At 67.7% G+C, this 19,036-nt stretch carries 12 protein-coding genes; 5 read left to right on the top strand and 7 right to left on the bottom strand.

Annotated elements, in window-relative coordinates:
* Nucleotides 1–12: 12 nt before the first annotated feature.
* A complete protein-coding gene (locus SH203_RS08160; RefSeq protein ID WP_087120380.1) occupies nucleotides 13–708 on the top strand; it encodes a TorF family putative porin in 696 nt (231 codons plus the stop codon).
* A gap of 57 nt (nucleotides 709–765) precedes the next feature.
* Here the strand turns inward: SH203_RS08160 and SH203_RS08155 are convergent, their stop codons facing one another.
* The 4 genes from SH203_RS08155 to SH203_RS08140 form a co-directional block, all read right to left on the bottom strand.
* Entirely contained in the window at nucleotides 766–3,138 is a 2,373-nt protein-coding gene (locus tag SH203_RS08155) for a glucan 1,4-alpha-glucosidase (protein WP_087120379.1), read from the bottom strand.
* A gap of 8 nt (nucleotides 3,139–3,146) precedes the next feature.
* A complete protein-coding gene (locus SH203_RS08150) occupies nucleotides 3,147–4,088 on the bottom strand; it encodes an alpha/beta hydrolase (protein WP_087120378.1) in 942 nt (313 codons plus the stop codon).
* A complete protein-coding gene (locus SH203_RS08145; protein ID WP_200808879.1) occupies nucleotides 4,085–5,542 on the bottom strand; it encodes an MFS transporter in 1,458 nt (485 codons plus the stop codon). The genes SH203_RS08150 and SH203_RS08145 overlap by 4 nt, the downstream gene beginning before the upstream one ends.
* A 256-nt stretch (nucleotides 5,543–5,798) precedes the next feature.
* Complete coding sequence (locus SH203_RS08140; RefSeq protein ID WP_087120376.1) at nucleotides 5,799–7,865, bottom strand: glycoside hydrolase family 97 protein; 2,067 nt, start codon at nucleotides 7,863–7,865, stop codon at nucleotides 5,799–5,801.
* 103 nt (nucleotides 7,866–7,968) lie between these two features.
* On the opposite strand from SH203_RS08140, the gene SH203_RS08135 reads away from it, so the two are divergent.
* The gene (locus tag SH203_RS08135; protein WP_087120375.1) at nucleotides 7,969–8,982 is read left to right on the top strand and encodes a LacI family DNA-binding transcriptional regulator; all 1,014 of its coding nucleotides are present in this window, start codon (nucleotides 7,969–7,971) and stop codon (nucleotides 8,980–8,982) included.
* A gap of 5 nt (nucleotides 8,983–8,987) precedes the next feature.
* Here the strand turns inward: SH203_RS08135 and SH203_RS08130 are convergent, their stop codons facing one another.
* Both SH203_RS08130 and SH203_RS08125 read right to left on the bottom strand, forming a co-directional pair.
* Entirely contained in the window at nucleotides 8,988–10,607 is a 1,620-nt protein-coding gene (locus SH203_RS08130; RefSeq protein WP_087120374.1) for an alpha-amylase family glycosyl hydrolase, read from the bottom strand.
* A gap of 26 nt (nucleotides 10,608–10,633) precedes the next feature.
* Nucleotides 10,634–12,466 carry an alpha-amylase family glycosyl hydrolase gene (locus SH203_RS08125; protein WP_087120373.1) on the bottom strand — a complete coding sequence of 611 codons (1,833 nt, stop codon included), beginning with the start codon at nucleotides 12,464–12,466 and terminating at the stop codon, nucleotides 10,634–10,636.
* A gap of 286 nt (nucleotides 12,467–12,752) precedes the next feature.
* Between SH203_RS08125 and SH203_RS08120 the strand changes: the two genes are divergently transcribed.
* Entirely contained in the window at nucleotides 12,753–15,545 is a 2,793-nt protein-coding gene (locus SH203_RS08120) for a TonB-dependent receptor (protein ID WP_200808860.1), read from the top strand.
* Nucleotides 15,546–15,746: 201 nt separating this feature from the next.
* Nucleotides 15,747–17,021 (top strand): sugar MFS transporter, encoded by a 1,275-nt coding sequence (locus SH203_RS08115; protein ID WP_087120371.1) that lies wholly within the window; start codon nucleotides 15,747–15,749, stop codon nucleotides 17,019–17,021.
* A 69-nt stretch (nucleotides 17,022–17,090) separates the two neighbouring features.
* Here SH203_RS08115 and SH203_RS08110 read toward each other — a convergent pair whose 3' ends face one another.
* Entirely contained in the window at nucleotides 17,091–17,699 is a 609-nt protein-coding gene (locus SH203_RS08110; RefSeq protein ID WP_159457554.1) for a TetR/AcrR family transcriptional regulator, read from the bottom strand.
* A gap of 132 nt (nucleotides 17,700–17,831) precedes the next feature.
* On the opposite strand from SH203_RS08110, the gene SH203_RS08105 reads away from it, so the two are divergent.
* Nucleotides 17,832–19,034 (top strand): efflux RND transporter periplasmic adaptor subunit, encoded by a 1,203-nt coding sequence (locus tag SH203_RS08105; protein ID WP_087120370.1) that lies wholly within the window; start codon nucleotides 17,832–17,834, stop codon nucleotides 19,032–19,034.
* Nucleotides 19,035–19,036 lie beyond the last annotated feature (2 nt).

Genomic DNA, 19,036 nt, shown 5'->3' with positions numbered 1-19,036 from the left:
GGGGATAAGACTATGAGCAAGAACCTGTTTCGTGCGGCCGCCGCCGCGACCGTCGCCACGGCCCTGATCGGCCTGTCCAGCCCGGCCTTGGCCCAGAGCGACGTCAAGGTCGCCTGGAATGTGGGCGTCGTCAGCGACTACATCTTCCGCGGCTTCAGCCAGACGGGCGAGGACCCGGCCATTCAGGGCGGCGTCGATCTGACCTCGGGCAAGTTCTACGCCGGGGCCTGGGCCTCGAACGTCGATTTCGGCGACAAGACCGATGCGGAAGTCGATGTCTATGGCGGCTATCGCACCGAGGCGGCGGGCTTCGCCTGGGACTTCGGCGTCATCGGCTATCTGTATGCCGGCGAGCCGAAGGGCGCCGACTATAACTACGCCGAGTTCAAGGCCGCCGCCTCGCGCGCCGTGGGCCCCGCCACTCTCGGCGCCGCCGTCTATTACTCGCCGGACTTCTACGGCGCGGACAAGGAGGCGACCTATGCCGAACTCAACGGCGCCTTCGCCCCGGCTCCGAAATGGACCGTCTCGGGCGCCGTGGGCCGCCAGTGGCTGGACGTTGGCAAGGACTACAACACCTGGAACCTGGGCGTCGGCTACGCCCTGACCGACAAGCTGGGCCTGGATGTCCGCTACTACGACACCAACGTCAAAGGCACGCCTGCCGCCGACGACCGCATCGTGGGCGGGTTGAAGCTGACCTTCTGATCCACGCTGCAACCAGAAGCAGGAAGGCCCCGGGGAGCGATCCCCGGGGCCTTTTTCTTATCGCGCGTAACGGTCGTGGACCGGATCGTAGCTGTCCCAGACCTTGCCGTCGGCCAGCGACCGCAGCAGCTTCAGATATTCCGCATGGGTCCAAGCGAGGGGCGTCGCCGAGTCCGTGTTCTGACCCAGGGCGTAGTCTTTCGCCGTCGGATTGCCGACCCCGTCCCAGACCTGTTCGGCCAGCATCAGGCCGTCGTTGGCGAACCGTTCCATGCCGCGCACATAGGTCTGGCGGATGGCGGCGATGTCGGCGGCCGAGGGCGCGCCGTTCACGCCGGCGCGCGCCAGTTCATAGTGACCGCGTTCGCCGGTGAAAAAGGGCCAGACCCGCCCGCGCTGACCGGGGCTCATCTGGCCGCCCACGCCGTAGTTGGCGCCCGTGACATGATCCTCGCCATAGCCGTCGACGCCGTAACGCCGCCAGCCCGGCGTCTTGTCGCCCTCGGGTCCGAAGTCGTAGCGGACGCGGTACAGCGGCTCCAGCGCCTGGTCGTCATAGACGGGCAGGGTGGCGACGATGTGCGGATCGTCGGCCTTGCGAACGCCATAGCGCACCAGCTCCAGGAAGCCGCCGTCCACCACCTTGTCTTCCGGCGGGGCGACCTGACCGTTGGCGGCGCCGATCGGGGCCTTGTCGTTGGGGTTCTGGTTCCGGGTGATGCGGATGAAGTAGCGTCCGTCGCCGAAGTCGCCGTTGGTGGTGAACATCCGCGCCTCGATCTTGCCGGCGTAATCGTCGGCGGCGGCCTGATAGCGGGCGGCGTTCGCGGCGTCGCCGGATGCGCGCGCCATTTCGGCCGCGACCGTCAGGCCCGCGACCACGGCGGCGGTCGATGACGGTGAATAGCCCTGCTGCTCCTCCCAGCGTTCCTGCTGGGTGAAGGGCGGCTTGATCTCGGCGTCGTTCCACAGCAGGCCGACCTTGCCGCCGTCGACCAGGAAGTCGGCCGCCGGCTTCAGCATGGAGCGATAGTGTTCGGTCATCTGGGCGTCGGACAGCCAGCCCATCTTCCACAGGCGATAGCCCAGCATGATCGGCATGGCCGTCTGGTCCAACTGGACCGCGACCCATTCCAGTTCGCCGTCCACATGGGTCTTCTGCAGGAACCAGCCGCCGACGCCGGTGTTGCCGGGCGTGTTCGGCCCCACCTGCACCTGGGGCAGATAGTTGAAGGCCGCCAGCGGCGTCTGCCTGTCGCCCAGCGCCGCCAGGGCCATCGCCACCTGATAGAAGTCGCGCGGCCAGACGGCCTTGTAGCCGGTCGAGGACTTGGAGGCGTCCACCGTGTCGCCCCACGGGTTCGACAGGCTGGCGATCAGGGCGCCGGCGTGGGTGCGATCCTCCTGCACCTTCAGCATCAGGGCCGAGGCGTAGGCCAGCTTGCCGCCGTCGGTCGCCTGTTCGGCGATGCGCGGCAGTTCGGTCAGCGAGGCGATGTAATCCTCCCACCCCACGCGGTCGCCCTCGCCGTTGAAGCGGGCCAGCACCTCGTCCAGGCCCGTGGCGAACGACCCGTCCGCCGCCGCGCGGGCCTCGGCCTCGCTGTGGCCGAAGCCGATGACGAAGTCGCGCGTGATCTGGCTGCTTTCGCGCATCCGGGGCAGGGCGCCGGTCATCATGGTGTTGCCGGCCTGATCGCCGGTCGAGGCGTAGGTCCAGTCCAGCTTGCCGTCCTGAAGATCGGTCAGACCGTCGGAGGTTCCGACGAAGCCGACGCTGGCCTTTTCGAACGCCTGGCTGGGCTTCAGGACCAGATGGGTGTCGCCCTCCCAGGCGTGGAAGCCGTCGCGCGTCACGGCGCCCCGGTCGTCGATCCCGGTGTTGGCGATGTGCGGCTCCAGCATCAGATAGGGCGTCACCTCGCCCTTCAGCGCCGTGAGGGTGACGCGCAGCACCAGGGCGTTGCGATCCGGGTCGCTGAAGATCTGTTTCTCGATCTGGAAGCGGCCGTTCTTGTCGCGTGTCGTGATGCGATAGGCGGGCGACAACGGGCGGCCCTGCGCGTCCACGTGCAGATATTCGGTGCGGCTGGTGGTGTCCGGCCCCTCGACGACCAGGCCGTCGGCGGTGACGCCGGCGAAGCGCAGGGCCTTAATCTGGGCCTCGTGGATCAGGCCGTACATGGTTTCGGTCAGGACGCCGTCGGCGATGGAGCACCAGACCTTGGACACCGCCCCGGTCGGGCCGCCGTCGCGATACTGGCCGTCGACATAGGCTTCGTAGGATGCGCCCGCGCCGGTCTTGGCGGCGCTGGACCAGACGGGCGGGGCGCCGGGCGCGCCGGGGGCGACGCCCGACTGGGCGGCCGCCGTGGAGGCGAGGGCCAGACCGGCGGCGCCGGCGAGGCAGAAGGTACGGAAGTGACGCATTGTGGTCCTCACGGGTTGCGCGTGGGGGCGGGGGAAAGAAGGAAGGTCAGGGGCACGTCCAGACGCTGGTTCCAGGACGACTCGTTGTGCTGGGCGCCGGGGAAGACCAGGCTCTGGACATTGCCGGGGCCATAGCCGCGACGGCGGAACGTCCGGTCCACCTGGGTCTGGAAGGCGGCGTAGAACTGATCCAGCGTCTCGTCGCCCCGGTCGAAATAGAAGCGGTTGGCGCCCGGCGCGGGCAGGCCGCGTTCGATCACGCCGGTCCAGGCCGCGACCAGTCGCTCGCGCCAGGCGTCCAGCGCCGCGCCCGCCTCCAGCCCCTCGACCTTGAGCGGCCAGTGGGTCGACAGACAGGCGGCGGCGGAAAAGACGTCGGGCCGCTTCATCACCGCCGCCATCGAGATCAGCCCGCCCATGCTGGAGCCCGCGATCATCGTGTCCTGCGGCCCGGTCAGGGTGCGATAGGCGCCGTCGACGAAGGGTTTCAGTTCCTCGACCAGGAACCGCAGATAGCCGTCGGACAGCGACGGCCCGCCGTATATGGCCTGAACCTCGTCGCGCATGTCGGCGGGCAGGGCGGCGATCAGGTCGGCGGGGACATATTCCCTCAGGCGCAGGTCGGTGTTCCAGACGCCGACGACGATGGGCGCGCGCACCTGACCGCCCGCGATCAGCCGCGTCAGATGCTCGTCCACGCCCCATTCGCCGAAGTTGGCCGTGGCCGCATCGAACAGGTTCTGGCCGTCGTGCATATAGAGGACGGGGTGGCGGGCGTCGGACGCCTCGTACTCCGGCGGCAGCCAGACCGAGACGTTGCGCGGCTTCACATGGGCCGAGGTCATGGCTTCATGGACGATCAGACGGCCGCCCGCGACGGCGCCTTCGGCCTCGGCCGCGCCGGCGAAGGGCAGGGCGGCCATCAGGGTCAGCAGGCTGCGCCGGTTCATGCGCGATGCTCCTTGATCAGCAGGGCGCTGGCCGCCGCCAGCACGAAGGAGCCTGCGCCCAGCACCAGGGCCCAGATCGCCTGGCCGTCGAACAGGGTCTTCAGGATCAGGCCCAGAACGGTGGCGGCCAGCAGTTGCGGCACCACGATGAAGATGTTGAACACCCCCATATAGACGCCCATTTTCCGATCCGGCACCGCCGCCGACAGGATGGCGTAGGGCATGGAGACGATCGACGCCCAGGCGAAGCCGACGCCGATCATCGGCAGCCACAACAGGCCCGGCTCGCGAATGGCGAAGACGCCGAACAGACCCGCTGCGCCCAGCAGCAGCATCAGCGCATGGGTCGCCTTTCGCCCGATCCGTCTGGCGATGACCGGCAGGGTGAAGGCCGCCAGGGCCGCGACCCCGTTATAGACGCCGAACAGCACCCCCACCCAGTCCGCGCCGGTCGCATAGGCGGCCGATGCGGCGTCGGTCGCGCCGTAATGGACGCGGGTCACGGCGGCGGTGGTGTAGATCCACATGGCGAACAGGGCGAACCAGCTGAAGAACTGAACCACCGCCAGGCCACGCATCGTCTCGGGCATGCGGAAGATGTCGTTCAGGATTTCGGTCGCGGCGTTGACCATGCCCCGGCGCTGCATCATGCCGACCGCGATCTGCAAGAGGCCGAACCCGGCGAGGAAGCCGCCCAGGATCAGCAGTTCCTTCTCAAGACGTAAGGCCGCGATCAGACCCAGCGCCAGCATCCCCAGCACCAGACAGATCAGGCCCGAACCCAGCCAGCCCCGCACCGACCGGGCCGGGGCCTCGGGCGCGTCGTCGTCGGCGACCGGGGCGCGGGCGCGTTCGAAGGCGGCGATCTGTTCGGGACTGTATTCCTTCGTCGACAGCACGGTCCACAGCACGGCCGAGAACAGACCGGCGGCGCCGACGTAGAAGGCGATCTTGACCGACAGGGGCACGACCCCGGCCGGAGCGGTCGCTGCGACGTGAAAGACGTTGGACAGAATCCACGGCAGGGTGGAGGCGAAGACCGCGCCCGCGCCGATGAAGAAGCTCTGCATCGCATAACCTGTGGTGCGCTGCTCCTCGGGCAGATTGTCGCCGACGAAGGCGCGGAACGGCTCCATGGTGATGTTGATCGAGGCGTCCATGATCCACAGCATGGCGGCGGCGAACCACAGGCCGGGGCTGTTGGGCATGGCGATCAGCGCCAGGGTGGTGGCGATGGCCCCGATCAGGAAATAGGGCCGCCGACGCCCGAACCGGGTCCAGGTCCTGTCGCTGAAATGGCCGATGATCGGCTGGACCAGCAGGCCCGTCAGCGGCGCGGCGATCCACAGGATGGCCAGCGTATCGACCTCGGCCCCCAGGGTCTGGAAGATGCGGCTGGTGTTGGCGTTCTGCAGGCCGAAGCCGATCTGGATGCCGAAGAAGCCGACGCACATGTTCCAGATCGCCAGACCGGACAGGCGCGGGCGGTGGGCGAGCAGGGTCAAGCGATCCTCCCTCGACCCGTCATCCTCGGGCTTGACCCGAGGATCGGACAGTCAACGGCTCGTGCGAACGGGCGACGCAACGCCCGATCGGCGCCCGGTCCTCGGGTCAAGCCCGAGGATGACGAAAGGGGGGTGCTATTCGTGAGAGAATTCGACGACGCATTTCGCTGTGACTTCGACGACTGGGAATACGGCTGAGTAGTCATCATCCCCTCCGCGCCCTTCCTACCGGCACGAACCGGATCGCCTGGCCGCCGCCGGGGGCCAGGGCCAGCGTCAGGACGTCGCCGGACGTCACCTCGCGCTGCTCGATCACGATGTCCTCGCGTTTGCCGCGATAGTCGGCGTCCGGGCCGTCGCGATAGATTTCGGCGCGGTAGCGTCGGCCGGCGTCCAGGAAGTCGAGCGGGGCGGTCAGGACACGCGGATGCTCGTCGGTGACGGCGCCCAGGGCCCAGACGTCGGAGGCGCGGTCCTTGCGCGCGATGACGACATAGTCGCCCATTTCGGCGGCCAGAACGCGGGTCTCGGCCCAGTCGCAGGGCACGTCCTTGATGAACTGGAACGGGCCGGGGTTGGCCTCGTAATTGACCAGCAGGTCCGCCGCCATCTGGATCGGGCTGTAGATCACGACATAGAGGGCCAGCTGTTTCGCCCAAGTCGTCTGCACCCCGCCGGGGCTGCGCGTCTCCATGCCGAAGATGCCGGGCGTATAGTCCATCGGCCCGGCCAGCAGACGGGTGAAGACCAGGTTCGGCTCATGCTCGGGCGGATTGCCGGGGTTGCCCCAGGCCGAATATTCCATGCCGCGCTGGCCTTCGCGGCTGATCATATTGGGATAGGTGCGGCGCAGGCCCGTGTCCTTGAACGGCTCGTGGGCGTTGACGGCGACCTTGTGGCGCGCGCCCGCCTCGATCACCCGCATATGGTGCCGGGCCATCGGCTGGCTTTCATGCCAGGCCATGACCATCCGGCCGTCCGGCCCGGCGACGCGCGCCCCCCCCGCATCGGCGACATAGCCGGTCTTGACCGAATGGACGCCCAGCCGTTCGTACAGCGCCATCGCCGGTTCCAGCTGCTGTTCGTAGTGGAAGGCGTTGCCGCCCGTCTCGTGGTGGCCGATCAGCTGCACGCCCTTGGACCGGGCGTGGGCGCAGACCGCCTCGATGTCGAAATCGGGATAGGCCTCGGTGAAGCTGAAGTCCGAGCCGTTGGCGAACCACTGGCCGTCCCAGCCCTTGTTCCAGCCCTCGACCAGCACCCCGCCCAGGCCGTGCCGGGCGGCGAAGTCGATGTGTTTGATCGCGTTCTCGGTCGTCGCGCCGTGTTTGGGGCCGGAGTTCCAGGTCTTCAGCTCCAGGTGCATCTCCCACCAGACGCCGACGTATTTCATCGGCTTGAACCAGCTGACGTCGCCCAGCTTGTTCGGTTCGTTCAGGTTCAGGATCAGGCTGGATTCGATCAGGCCCGCGCCATTGTCGGCGATCTGCAGCGTGCGCCACGGGGTGTCGAACGGCGCGTCGCGCACCACGGCTGCATTGGTCAGGCCGGGCGTCAGCTGGGCGCGGAAGCGGGTTCCCTCGGATCGGCGCAGGTTCATCCCCGCATAGTCGATACAGGCCGCTTCGTGGATCGAGACGTGCAGGCCGGACTGGCCCTTGACCGTCATCGGGGTCTGGGCGCTGCCGACCGCGTCGATGGGGGTGCGGTTGTAGAGGTATTCCTCGCGGTTCCATTCCCAGGCCGGGCACCACAGGGCCTCGCCGTTTTCGGCCAGGTTGAACTCGGTCAGTTCCGAGCCGATGCGGGCGGTCTTCAGCGCGGGCTGGTCCGGGAATTCGTAGCGGAAGCCCAGGCCGTCGTCATACAGGCGGAACACCACGTCCACGCGGCGTTGCAGGCCGCCCGTCTCGGCATAGGCGACGCGCCATTCGTTGTAGTGGTTGCGGATGAAGCGGCGTTCGCCCCACGGCTGCTCCCAGGTCTCGTCCACCGTGACGGGCTGGCCGGCGGTGAGGGCCAGGCCGCGTTCGATGGCCGGGGCGTCGGTCAAGAGGAAGCCCAGCTTGGACGGCGCCACCACGACCCGGCCCTGACGCAGGACCGAATACATCGGCCGACCGTCGTTGTCGGTGAAGGCCTCGATCGTCAGCACCCCGCCGGGCGACGAGGCGCGGGCGTGGGCGGGCGAGGTCTGGGCGCGCACGCCGGTCGCGCCGAACGCTAGGATCGACACGCCGCCGAGGGCCAGGAAGGATCTGCGCTGCATCATGGGAACTCCGTTACGCCGCCTCTTGCCAACCGCCGCGAACGGTGGCTGAAATATTTGCAGAAAATTTTGCAGCTTCACCATGCTGCCGTGAGGACCCGCGACCTTGAGCCGCAAGACCACCCGACTGGAAGACATCGCCCGCCTGGCCGGGGTGTCCATCGCCACCGCCTCGCGCGCCCTGAACGACAGCCCCGCCGTCAACGACCGCACCAAACAGACGATCTGGAAGCTGGCCAAGGAGCATGACTATCCGTTCCGCCGCCACATGCCGGCCGGCCCCATCGGCGCCCAGGGCACCATCGCCCTGGTCGTGCCGCGCCCACAGGGGCGGGAAGGGCGTCTCAGCGATCCCTTCTTCCTGGAGCTTCTGGCCGGGGTGGGCGAGGCGGCGCGCGAACGCGGCTGCGACCTGTTGATGAGCCATATCTCGCCCGCCAACTATGACGAGCTGTCGGCGGCGCTGAACACCAGCCGGGCGGACGGGGTGATCTTCCTGGGCCAGTCCAGCCTGCATTCGGCCTTCAACCGGCTGGTGGACGCCGACCATCGGTTCGTCGTCTGGGGCGCCGAACTGCCGGACCAGGACTATTGCTCCATCGGTTCGGACAATATCTCGGGCGGACGGCGCGCGACCCTGCATCTGGCGCGGCTGGGGCGAAAGCGCATCGTCTTCCTGGGCGACCTCGATCCGCCCGAGGCCATGCAGCGGCATCGCGGCTATCTGGATGCCCTGAGCCAGAGCGGGCTGGAGGCGGAGGCCGAACGGATCGTGCCCGCCCATTTCGAGGTCGAGTCGGCCGAGGCCGCCGTGGACGCCCTGATCCGACGCGGGGTCGCCTTCGACGGGGTGGTGGCGGCGTCGGACCAGATCGCGCTTGGAGCTGTGAGGGCGTTGCTGCACGCCGGCGTCGACGTGCCGGGCCAGGTCTCGGTCATCGGTTTCGACAATGTGCCGTTCAGCCGCTATTCGCGCCCGGCGCTCAGCACCATCGCCCAGGACACCATGAAGGCCGGTCGGCTGATGGTCTCCAAACTGCTGGACCACGGCGGCGCCGCTGCGGGCCGATCCGAGCGCGTTCCGACCGAGTTGATCGTTCGCGAGACCTGCGGCGGCTGACCCCTTCATCCGGCGTCGGCGAAGATCAGACCGGCCAGCGGCCTCAGCGCGGCCCCGTCCGTCTCGGTCCAGTTGACCGCCGCGATCCGACGCGCCCCGGCGGGCGGCGACCAGTCCACGGCCTCGAAGCCCAGGTTGAACACGCATAGCAGCCGCTCGCCGCCCTCGGCCCGCTCGAACCGGCGGAAGACCACCAGGTCGCCCGCGCGCTCGATCTCCAGTCCGCCGATCCGCAGCGCCGGATGGGCCTGACGCAGGGCGATGATGCGGCGCGCGGCGTGCAGGATCGAGGTCGGGTCCGCCTCCTGCGCATCCACCGCCAGCGCCTTGTGACGGGGATCGACCGGCAGCCAAGGCTCCACGGTCGAGAAGCCTGCGTTGGGTGCCGCGGCGATCCAGGGGATCGGCGTGCGGGCGCCGTCGCGGCCCAGGGTCTGGGGCCAGTTGGCGATGGCCTCGGGATCGACCAGCCGTTCGAACGGCACCTCGGCCTGGGGCAGGCCCAGCTCCTCGCCCTGATAGACGAAGACATTGCCGCGCAGGCACATCAGCAGCAGCAGGGCCATCTCCGAGAACGCCTTCTCGTCGCGGCCCCTGGCCCAGCGCGACACCGCGCGCGGCGCATCGTGGTTGGAGAAGGTCCAGGACGGCCAGCCCTCGCCCTGCTGGTCCGGCCACATCCGGTCGCCCTGACCGATCAGCTCGCCCTTCAGCGTGTCGGCGTAGAGGTAGAGGAAGCCGTAGGCCGAATGCAGCCGGTCGGTCCCGGCGGTGAATTCCTTCATCTCGCGGTCGGCGTGGTCGCCACCGACCTCGGCCACCGTGAACCGGGCGTCATAGCTGTCGGTCAGGGCGCGGATGCGGTTCAGGAAACCGATGATGTCGGGATGGGACTGATTGTAGATCTTGTCCTGGAAGTCGAACGGCCGCGTCCGCTTCTTGCCGTCGTCGATCGGCGGATTGTCACGCAGGGACGGGTCGTGGATGGCGAAGTTGATCGCATCCAGACGGAAGCCGTCCACGCCCCGGTCCAGCCAGAACCGCGCCGCCGCGATCAGGGCGTCCTGCACCGCCGGGTTCCTGACGTTCAACTGGGGCTGGGAGGCCAGGAAGTTGTGCATGTAATACTGGCCGCGCCGCGCATCCCAGGTCCAGGCCGGGCCGCCGAACACCGACTGCCAGTTCGAGGGCGGCGAGCCGTCGGGCTTGGCGTCGGCCCAGACGTACCAGTCGGCGTGGTCGCCGGTGCGGCTGGCGCGGCTGTCGGCGAACCAGGGGTGTTCGTCCGAGGTATGCGAGAACACCTGGTCGATGACGACCTTCAGCCCCAGGGCATGGGCGCGCGCGACCAGGGCGTCGAAGTCGGCGAGGTCGCCGAAGATCGGATCGACGTCGCAATAGTCCGATACGTCATAGCCGAAGTCCTTCATCGGCGACTTGAAGAAGGGCGAAAGCCACACCCCGTCCACGCCCAGGCTGGCGACGTGATCCAGATGGTCGGCGATCCCCTTCAGGTCGCCCACGCCGTCGTCGTTCGCATCGGCGAAGCTGCGCGGATAGATCTGATACAGAACCGCGCCCCGCCACCAGTCGCGCGCCGTGGCCGGGGTCGATGCGGCGTCCACAGGGGAAAGATCGAGGGGTTGGGCGGTCACGGAACGCTCTTGCAAACGAGGTAGTCGAGAGGGGGAACGCGAACGGCGACGCTGGCGGGCGCCGACGAACGGGCGACGCAATCGCCACGCAGAGCCTGCCACCGAAGCGAGCCGGGCTCCACCTCGACGTTGGCGCTGACGGGGGCGGTCGAACTGTTGAACAAGACCAGCACCTCGCCGCCGTCGTCGGTCATGCGGGCCTCATCTACGCGAGATAGGGCGAACAGGCCCGGCTTGTCGCCAGAGGCGCGCACGATCTGGCGACCGCGACGCAGCGCCGGTTCGGCGGCCCGCAGCCGCGCCATCTCCGCGACGGCCCGGTAAAGCGGGGCCTCGGTCGAATAGGCCGGTCGGCGCCCGCCGACGGGCGTCTCGTTCGCATAGACCGGCGTGCGGCTGGGCCACATGTCCTGGCGCGCGTTTCCGTATCCGCCCGCGCCGACGAAGCCCTGTTCGTCGCCGTAATAGAGGGTCGGCACGCCCCGGCTGAACATCATCAGCGCATGGGCCAGCGTGATCCGGGCCAGCAGTTCGGCGTCGTCGGCGTTCGGGTTGGCCTGTTTCACGAAGAAGCCGATCCGGCCCATGTCGTGATTGCCCAGGAAGGTCGGCAGGATGGCGGCCGTGTCGGCCCCGTCCGCATAGAGGGCGTCGGCGTCGAACAGCCGGGCCAGGACGTCGGTCCCGACCTTTCCCGCCGCGACATCGGTCGCCTGTTTCTGGAACGGGAAGTCCAGCACGGCCGGATAGGCGTCGACCCGCGTGAACCGCGCCGTGACCGCCGGGTCGGGGTCATAGACCTCGCCGAAGATGTGGAAGTTGGGAATGCCCTTGGCGGCGGCGCGGGCCTTCATGGCGGGGATGAAGGCCTGCCAGAATTCGGGGTTCACATGGCGGGCCGTGTCGATGCGATAGCCGTCTATGCCGTATCGGTCGATCCAGCCGCCGAAGACGTCGATCATGCCCTGAACGACCACCGGGTCCTCGGTCAGCAGGTCGTCCAGACCGGCGAAGTCCCCATCCAGGCTGCTTTCGCCCGAAAAGGTGCTTTCGCCCCGGTTATGATAGCGGATCGGGTCGTTCAGCCAGGCGGGGACCTTGGCGTTCTCCTCGCCCGCCGGGACGTAAGGGGTGTAGGCGTAGTCGGGCCGGGTCAGGCGCGAGAAGTCGCGACCGTCGAAGCCGTCGTTGATCGGCGCTCCCTCCACCCCGCCCTTGCGCGTATAGGGATAGTCGGCGCGGCTGCGATAGGCGCAGTCGTTGCGGGGGCATTCGAGATAGCGGATCACGTCGGCCGTGTGGTTGGCCACGATGTCCAGATAGACCTTCATGCCCCGGGCATGGGCCGCATCGACCAGGGCGCGCATCGTCGCCTCGTCGCCGAAATGGGGATCGACCGTGGTGAAGTCGGTGATCCAGTAGCCGTGGTGCGCCGCGCCGGTGTAGTCGCCATGCGTCTGGACCGGCTTGTTCCTGAAGATCGGCGCCAGCCACACGGCCGTCGCGCCCAGGCCCTGGATATAGTCCAGCCGCTGGATCACCCCCGCCAGATCGCCGCCATGATAGAAGTCCGCGTTGGTCGGGTCGAAGCCGCTGACCAGTCGGCGGGGCGCATAGCTGCCGTGGTCGTTGGCGGGATCGCCGTTGGCGAACCGGTCGGGCAGCAGGAAATAGATCACCTCGTCCTGCGGCGGGCGCTGGCGCAACGCCTCCAGCACGGCGGGCGTCGGGGCGGTCTGGGCCAGGGCCGGGCTGGCGACGGCCGACATCAGGGCGGTTGCGGCCGCAACCGCGCGCCATCGGGTCCGTGTCGTGGCGGTCTTGATCATTCGTCGCTCCCACACGTCTGGCCGATGCAAAGCCTTCCAGATCAGTTTGCAAGATTTTGCAGCAATGGGCCGCCCTGTCAACGCGGGTCGTTTTTGCTGCGACGCCAAGTCTCAGCGCGCCTGCCGCCTGACAGCGGGCGATACAGTTGCAAAAATCCCGCGCGTTCGAGGGCGAGAAAGGGGCGGCGACATTAACTGCTTGCAAGGTTCGCGCGGATTTGCATATTTTTGCGACAGCTTGCGGTCGCGACGTTCAGAAACGCGACAAGCCCCAGGGAGGATGATCATGTTCCAACGTCTCAACCGACGCGCGCGTCTGCTGTCCGGCGTCGCCTTCGGCGCCGCCGCCGTCATGGCCGTCGGCTCGGCCCACGCCCAGACCGCCGCGACGACCCCTCAGGCCGGCGACCAGCCGACCGAGGTGGGCGAAATTGTCGTCACCGGCATCCGTCGCTCGATCGAAGCCTCGATCTCGGCCAAGGCCAACAACACCTCGATCGTCGAGGTCATCTCCTCCGAGGACATCGGCAAGCTGCCGGACGTGTCCATCGCCGAATCCCTGGCGCGCCTGCCGGGCGTGACGATGCAGCGCCTGGACGGCCGCAGCCAGCAAATCTCGATCCGGGGCCTGGGCCCGGACTTCACCACCGCCCTGCTGAACGGCCGCGAACTGGTCACGACCGGCGACAACCGCGGCGTCGAGTTCGACCAGTTCCCCGCCGAACTGCTGTCCAGCGTCGTCGTTTACAAGACCCCGGATTCGGCCCTGATCGGCCAGGGTCTGGGCGGCACCGTCGACCTGCGCACCGTGCGCCCTCTGGCCTATGGCCGTCAGGCCATCGCCCTGAACTATCGCCACGAATGGAACGACATCGGCGCCCTGAACTCGGGCACCACCGACAAGGGCGACCGCTACACCGTCTCCTACGTCGACCAGTTCCTGGACGGCACGCTGGGCGTGGCCCTGGGCTACGCCCACATGAACTCGCCCTATCAGTCCGAGCGGTTCAACGCCTGGGGCTATCCCAACTACAGCGACGGCAATCTGATCACCGGCGGGGTCAAGCCCTATGTCATGTCGTCGGAGCTGGAGCGCGACGGCTATATGGGCGTGCTGGAATGGCGCCCCAACGACCGCATCCACTCAACGATCGACGCCTTCTATTCCGAGTTCAAGAACACCCAGGTCCTGCGCGGCATCGAATTCCCGCTGGCCTGGGGCGGTTCGGCCGGGAACTGCACCGTGAACGTGCCGTCGGCGATCTGCCGTCCCGGCCCGTCGCTGCGTCCCGGCTACACCGTTGAGAACGGCCTGATCGTCGCGGGGACGTGGGACAACATCAAGGGCGTGGTCCGCAACGACCTGAACAAGCGCGACAGCAACATCACGGCCCTGGGCTGGAACACCGAGTTCACCCTCAGCGACGACTGGTCGGCGAACCTGGACCTCAGCTATTCGAAGGTCGAGCGTAATGACATCGTCTTGGAAACCAACGCGGGCACGGGCCGCAACATCAACGGCGCCCTGGACACCCTGGGCTTCCAGCTGACCGGCGACGGCGTGACGCGCTTCACCAGCCGCCTGAACTACGCCGATCCGACCCTGATCAAGATCACCAGCCCGCAAGGCTGGGGCGGCGACGTGATCCCCGAGGGGCAGGCCGGCTATCTGAATACGCCGTCCGTTGAGGACGAACTGAAGGCCGCCCGCTTCTCGGTCACGCGCCAGCTGCACCAGAGCCCGTTCAAGTCCATCGACTTCGGCTTCAACTATTCCGAACGCCAGAAGAGCTTCGTCAACGATCAATACTATCTCGGCGTCCCCGGCGGCGGCGATCTGACCGTGCCGACCGCCTTCCTGCTGGACCCGACCGACCTGGGCTATCTCGGCATCTCGCAGGTGCTGAGCTACGACGCCCTGGGCCTGGTCAACAGCGGCGCGCTGAACCGCATCCGCAATCCGAACGCCGACGTCGCCGCCGGCAACTGGGAAGTGACGGAAAAGGTCTCGACCGCCTATGTCCGCGCCAACATCGACCACAACCTGTTCGGCATGCCCCTGACCGGCAACGTCGGCATGCAGTTCGTCTATACGGACCAAAGCTCGTCGGGCTTCTCGGCGCGTCAGGTCGGGCCGGGCGTGTCCCAGACGATCGCCGTTTCGGGCGGCAAGGACTATCTGGAAATCCTGCCCAGCTCGAACTTCATCCTTCAGGTGGCGGACGACAGCTTCGTGCGCTTCGCGGCGGCCCGCACCCTGGCGCGCGCCCGCATGGACGATATGCGCGCATCGCGGAACTATTCGTTCGACAACGGCAAGAACGTGCCGGGCGCCTCGGCGGACCAGAATTCGCCCTGGAGCGCCTCGGGCGGCAATCCGACGCTGACGCCCTATATCGCCGACGTCGCGGATATTTCGTTCGAGAAGTATTTCGCCAACCGCAAGGGCTACATCTCGCTGGCGGCCTTCTACAAACATCTGGAAAGCTACGTTTATAATCACGACCAGATCTTCGACTTCACCGGCTATCCGACCGGCGGCGTGACGCCCGTCATCAACTTCGGCAAGTCGTCGGCGCCCGACAACGGTCAGGGCGGATGGATCAAGGGTCTGGAACTGTCGATCTCGGCGCCCTTCGACATCTTCCACCCCGCGCTCGAAGGCTTCGGCGCCCAGTTCAGCGCCTCCACGACCGACAGCGAGGTCCAGCCTGATCCGACCCAGGCCCCCACGGCCCTGCCGGGTCTGTCGGAGAACGTGATCAACGGTTCGCTCTACTATGAGCGTTACGGCTTCCAGTCGCGGATTTCGGCCCGCTATCGCTCGGATTTCCTGGGTGAGGTTTCCGGCTTCGGCAACGGCCGCACCCTGCGTTCGGTCGCGGCGGAAACCGTCGTCGACGCCCAGGTCGGCTACGAGTTCCAGTCGGGCGCTCTGGAGGGGCTGTCCATCCTGGCCCAGGTCAACAACCTGACCGACGAACCGTTCAAGACCTTCCAGAACGGCGATGAGCGTCAGGCCATCGACTACCAGCACTACGGCCGCACCTTCGCGGTCGGTCTGAACTACAAGTTCTGATCCTCCTTCTCTCCGAGCAACTGGGCCGCCGCGTTCGCGCAGCGGCCCTTTTCTTTGCCCACGTTCGGCCGCTCGGCGGGCAAGTTTCGTTACAGCGTCCGCTTTTCCACTGGACGCCCGCCGTCCGATGTCGGAACCAGCAGGCGAGGAGAACCGCGCGAACCAGCGCGGCCGTCTTGTTCCACTGGGGGATTCCATCCAATGACCGTTCCGGACGCCGGAAAACGCCAGGGCGCGGGCCTGGCCTTCGCCTATGTCACCACCCTGTTCTTCGCCTGGGGCTTCGCCACCTCGCTGATCGATCCGTTGATCGCGGCGGTGAAGCGGGTGTTCGACCTGAACAACGCCGAAGCCTTCCTGACGACCTTCGCCTGGTTCATCGCCTATGGGCTGATGTCGCTGCCGGCCGCCTCGGTGCTGAGCAAGCTGGGCTACAGCCGCTCCATCATCGGCGCTCTGATTGTCATGGTCGCGGGCTGTCTGATCGTGCCGGCCGCCACCGCCGCCGACTGGTATCCGGGCGTGCTGATCGCCCTGTTCGTCATCGCCTCGGGCGTCACCCTGCTGCAGGTCGCCGCCAATCCGCTGGTCGCCGAACTGGGCAGCCGCAAGGGCGCCTCCAGCCGTCTGAACCTGTCGCAGGCCTTCAACTCGCTGGGCACCACGGTCGGGCCGTGGCTGGGGTCGCACGTCCTCTTGACCGGGGGCGTCTTCGCCGCCGGCGCCGTCGTGACCGCCGCCACCCGCACCCAGTCGCTGCGCAGCATCGACATGGCCTTCCTGGGCATGGGCTCCTTCTTCGCCCTGGTCGCCGTCTTCATCTTCACGGCGCGCAAGAAGATCAACGCCGCCGCGCCCGCGACGACCGAGGCCGTCTCGCCGCTGAAGGCCCTGTCCTCGCCCTGGGCCATCTTCGGCGCCCTGGCCATCTTCCTCTATGTCGGGTCGGAGGTCGCCATCGGCGGGATGCTGACCAACTTCCTGGAAAGCCCCGACATCCTGAACGCCCCCATCGAGACGGCGGGCAAGATGGTCGCCCTGTACTGGGGCGGCGCCATGGTCGGTCGCTTCATCGGTTCGGCCGTCCTGACCAAGGTGCGTCCGGGCATCGTCCTGGCCTTCTGCACGGTCGCGGCCGCCATCCTGTGCCTGACCGTCAGCCAGCTGGGCGGACCCACGGCGGCCTATGCCGTCCTGTCCATCGGCCTGTTCAACTCCATCATGTTCCCGACCATCTTCACCCTGACGCTGGAGCGGTCCACCGCCCCGACCTCGGCGACCTCGGGCCTTCTGGTGTTCGGCATCATCGGCGGCGCCCTGTTGCCCCAGGTGGCGGCGCGCATCGCCGATGCGGCGGGCAATCTGCAGCCGGCCTTCATCGTGCCGATGCTGGGCTATGTCGGGCTGACGGTCTTCGCCATCGCCTGCATCCGCACCAAGGCGCGGGCCGAGGTGACGACGACCGTGACCCACTAGGCCCGGTCCCCGGACAGAATAAAGGGCGCGGAGGGGAACCTCCGCGCCCTTCTTCGTTTCCGAGACGGATCAGCCGTCGATCAGGGCCTGGAGGATGGGGGCCAGCCGGTCGCGCATCTTCTCGCACTGGGCCGGCTCGATGTTGAAGCTGCCGCCGCCCAGTTCGCGGCTGACGGACATCCCCATGATGAAGCCGGCCAGAAGCCGCGCGCGCGCCGTGGCGTCGGGTCCGCTGAGCCATTCCTCCAGCGGGCCGAAGAAGCGCTGGGAGCAGGTGGTCTGGACCATCTCCGCGGCCTTGGTCGAGCCGATGGAGCGCAGCATGATCGACATGCCCTTCAGCTTTTCGGCGGTCTTGGGCTCGAACACGATCTCGTTGGCCACGCGCGCGCCGAACTCGGACTTCTCGCCCTGCATCAGGCTGCTGCCGTCGCCGCAGCTGTCCAGCGCGGCCAGGAACAGGTCGTCCTTGGAGCCGAAATAGCGGCTGATCAGGGCCGCATCGACGCCCACGTCGCGCGCGATGTCGCGCATGCCGACGTCGTCATAGCTCTCGGCCGCGAACCGTTCGCGCGCTGCATCGAGAATGGCCGTGCGCGTGGCGGCGGCGTTTCTCGGGCGTGTGCCGGGACATAACAAGGGTGTGACACTCCACAGAACAATAACCGTAACCTCCATATGGCTTTGTCATCGCGTGTTGACAAGCGCCACGGCCCTGACCATTAAGTCACCATGCGTTGACAACGGCCGACTCCCCATCGGCCGACGTCCGCTCGACAGGGATTTGCCTCCGACAGGGAGATTGCGCAGATGCGCGGGCTGAAGATTGCAGCGGTATCCGTCATGGTGACGGGTGCGCTTTATGGTTGTTCGCCGAAGGCGGAAGCGCCGGCGCAGGGCGCGCCCCCGGTGACGGTGGCCACGCCCTTGCAGCAGAAGGTGCGCGACTGGGACGAGTTCACCGGCCGGTTCGAGGCGGTCGAGACCGTGGACGTGCGCGCGCGCGTCGGCGGCTATATCCAGGCGGTCCATTTCCGCGACGGCCAGATGGTCCAGCGCGGCCAGCTGTTGTTCACCCTGGACCCGCGCCCGGCCCAGGCCGCCCTGGCCCAGGCCCAGGCCCAGGTCGCCCAGATGCAGTCGCAACTGACCCTGGCCCGCGCCAACCTGGCCCGCAGCGAGAGCCTGCTGGCGTCCCAGGCCGTGTCCCGGGCCGAGTATGACGCCAACAAGGCCGCCGTCGACGCGGCCCAGGCCAATCTGGCGGCCGCCAACGCCGCCGTCCGCAACGCGCGTCTGAACCTGGACTACACCCGCGTCACGGCGCCGACCTCGGGCCGGGTGTCGGATCGCCGCGTCGATCCGGGCAATGTCATCGCCGGCGGATCGTCGGCCGGCGACATCCTGACCACCATCATCTCGGGCGGGCCGATCCACTTCGTCTTCGACGGGTCGGAAGCGGTCCTGCTGAAATATCTGCGTCAGGGCGGGGCCAATCAGGGCGCCGTCGTCAATGTGCGCCTGCAGGACGAAAGCACCTACAAGCACACCGGCCGTCTCGACTTTTCGGACAACGCCGTGGACACCGCGTCCGGCGTGATCCGTTTGCGCGCCATCCTGCCCAACGCCGACGGCTTCCTGCGCCCCGGCATGTTCGGCAGCGCCCAGGTCGCCGGCGCCGGGTCCTACGACGCCCTGCTGGTGCCGGATTCGGCCATCGGCACCGATCAGGCCCGCCGCACCGTCGCCGTGGTCAACGCCGACGGCACGGTGACGAACAAGGCGGTCCAGCTGGGCCCCATCGTCCAGGGTCTGCGCGTCGTCCGTTCGGGCCTGGCCCCGACCGACCGCGTCATCATCGCCGGACTGCAACGCGCCGCCCAGCCGGGCTCCAAGGTCACGCCGAAAAACGGCAAGATCGAACCCGTCGCCGGCGACGCCGCCCAGGCGCCCGTCACCCAGGCGGCTCCGGCGTCCAGCGCCTCCTTCGCCAACAGCCTGCCGGCCGGCTAAGC

The sequence above is a fragment of the Brevundimonas sp. SH203 genome, assembly GCF_002157625.1.
Lineage (GTDB): Bacteria > Pseudomonadota > Alphaproteobacteria > Caulobacterales > Caulobacteraceae > Brevundimonas.
This window is presented reverse-complemented; position numbering and strand designations above follow the sequence as displayed.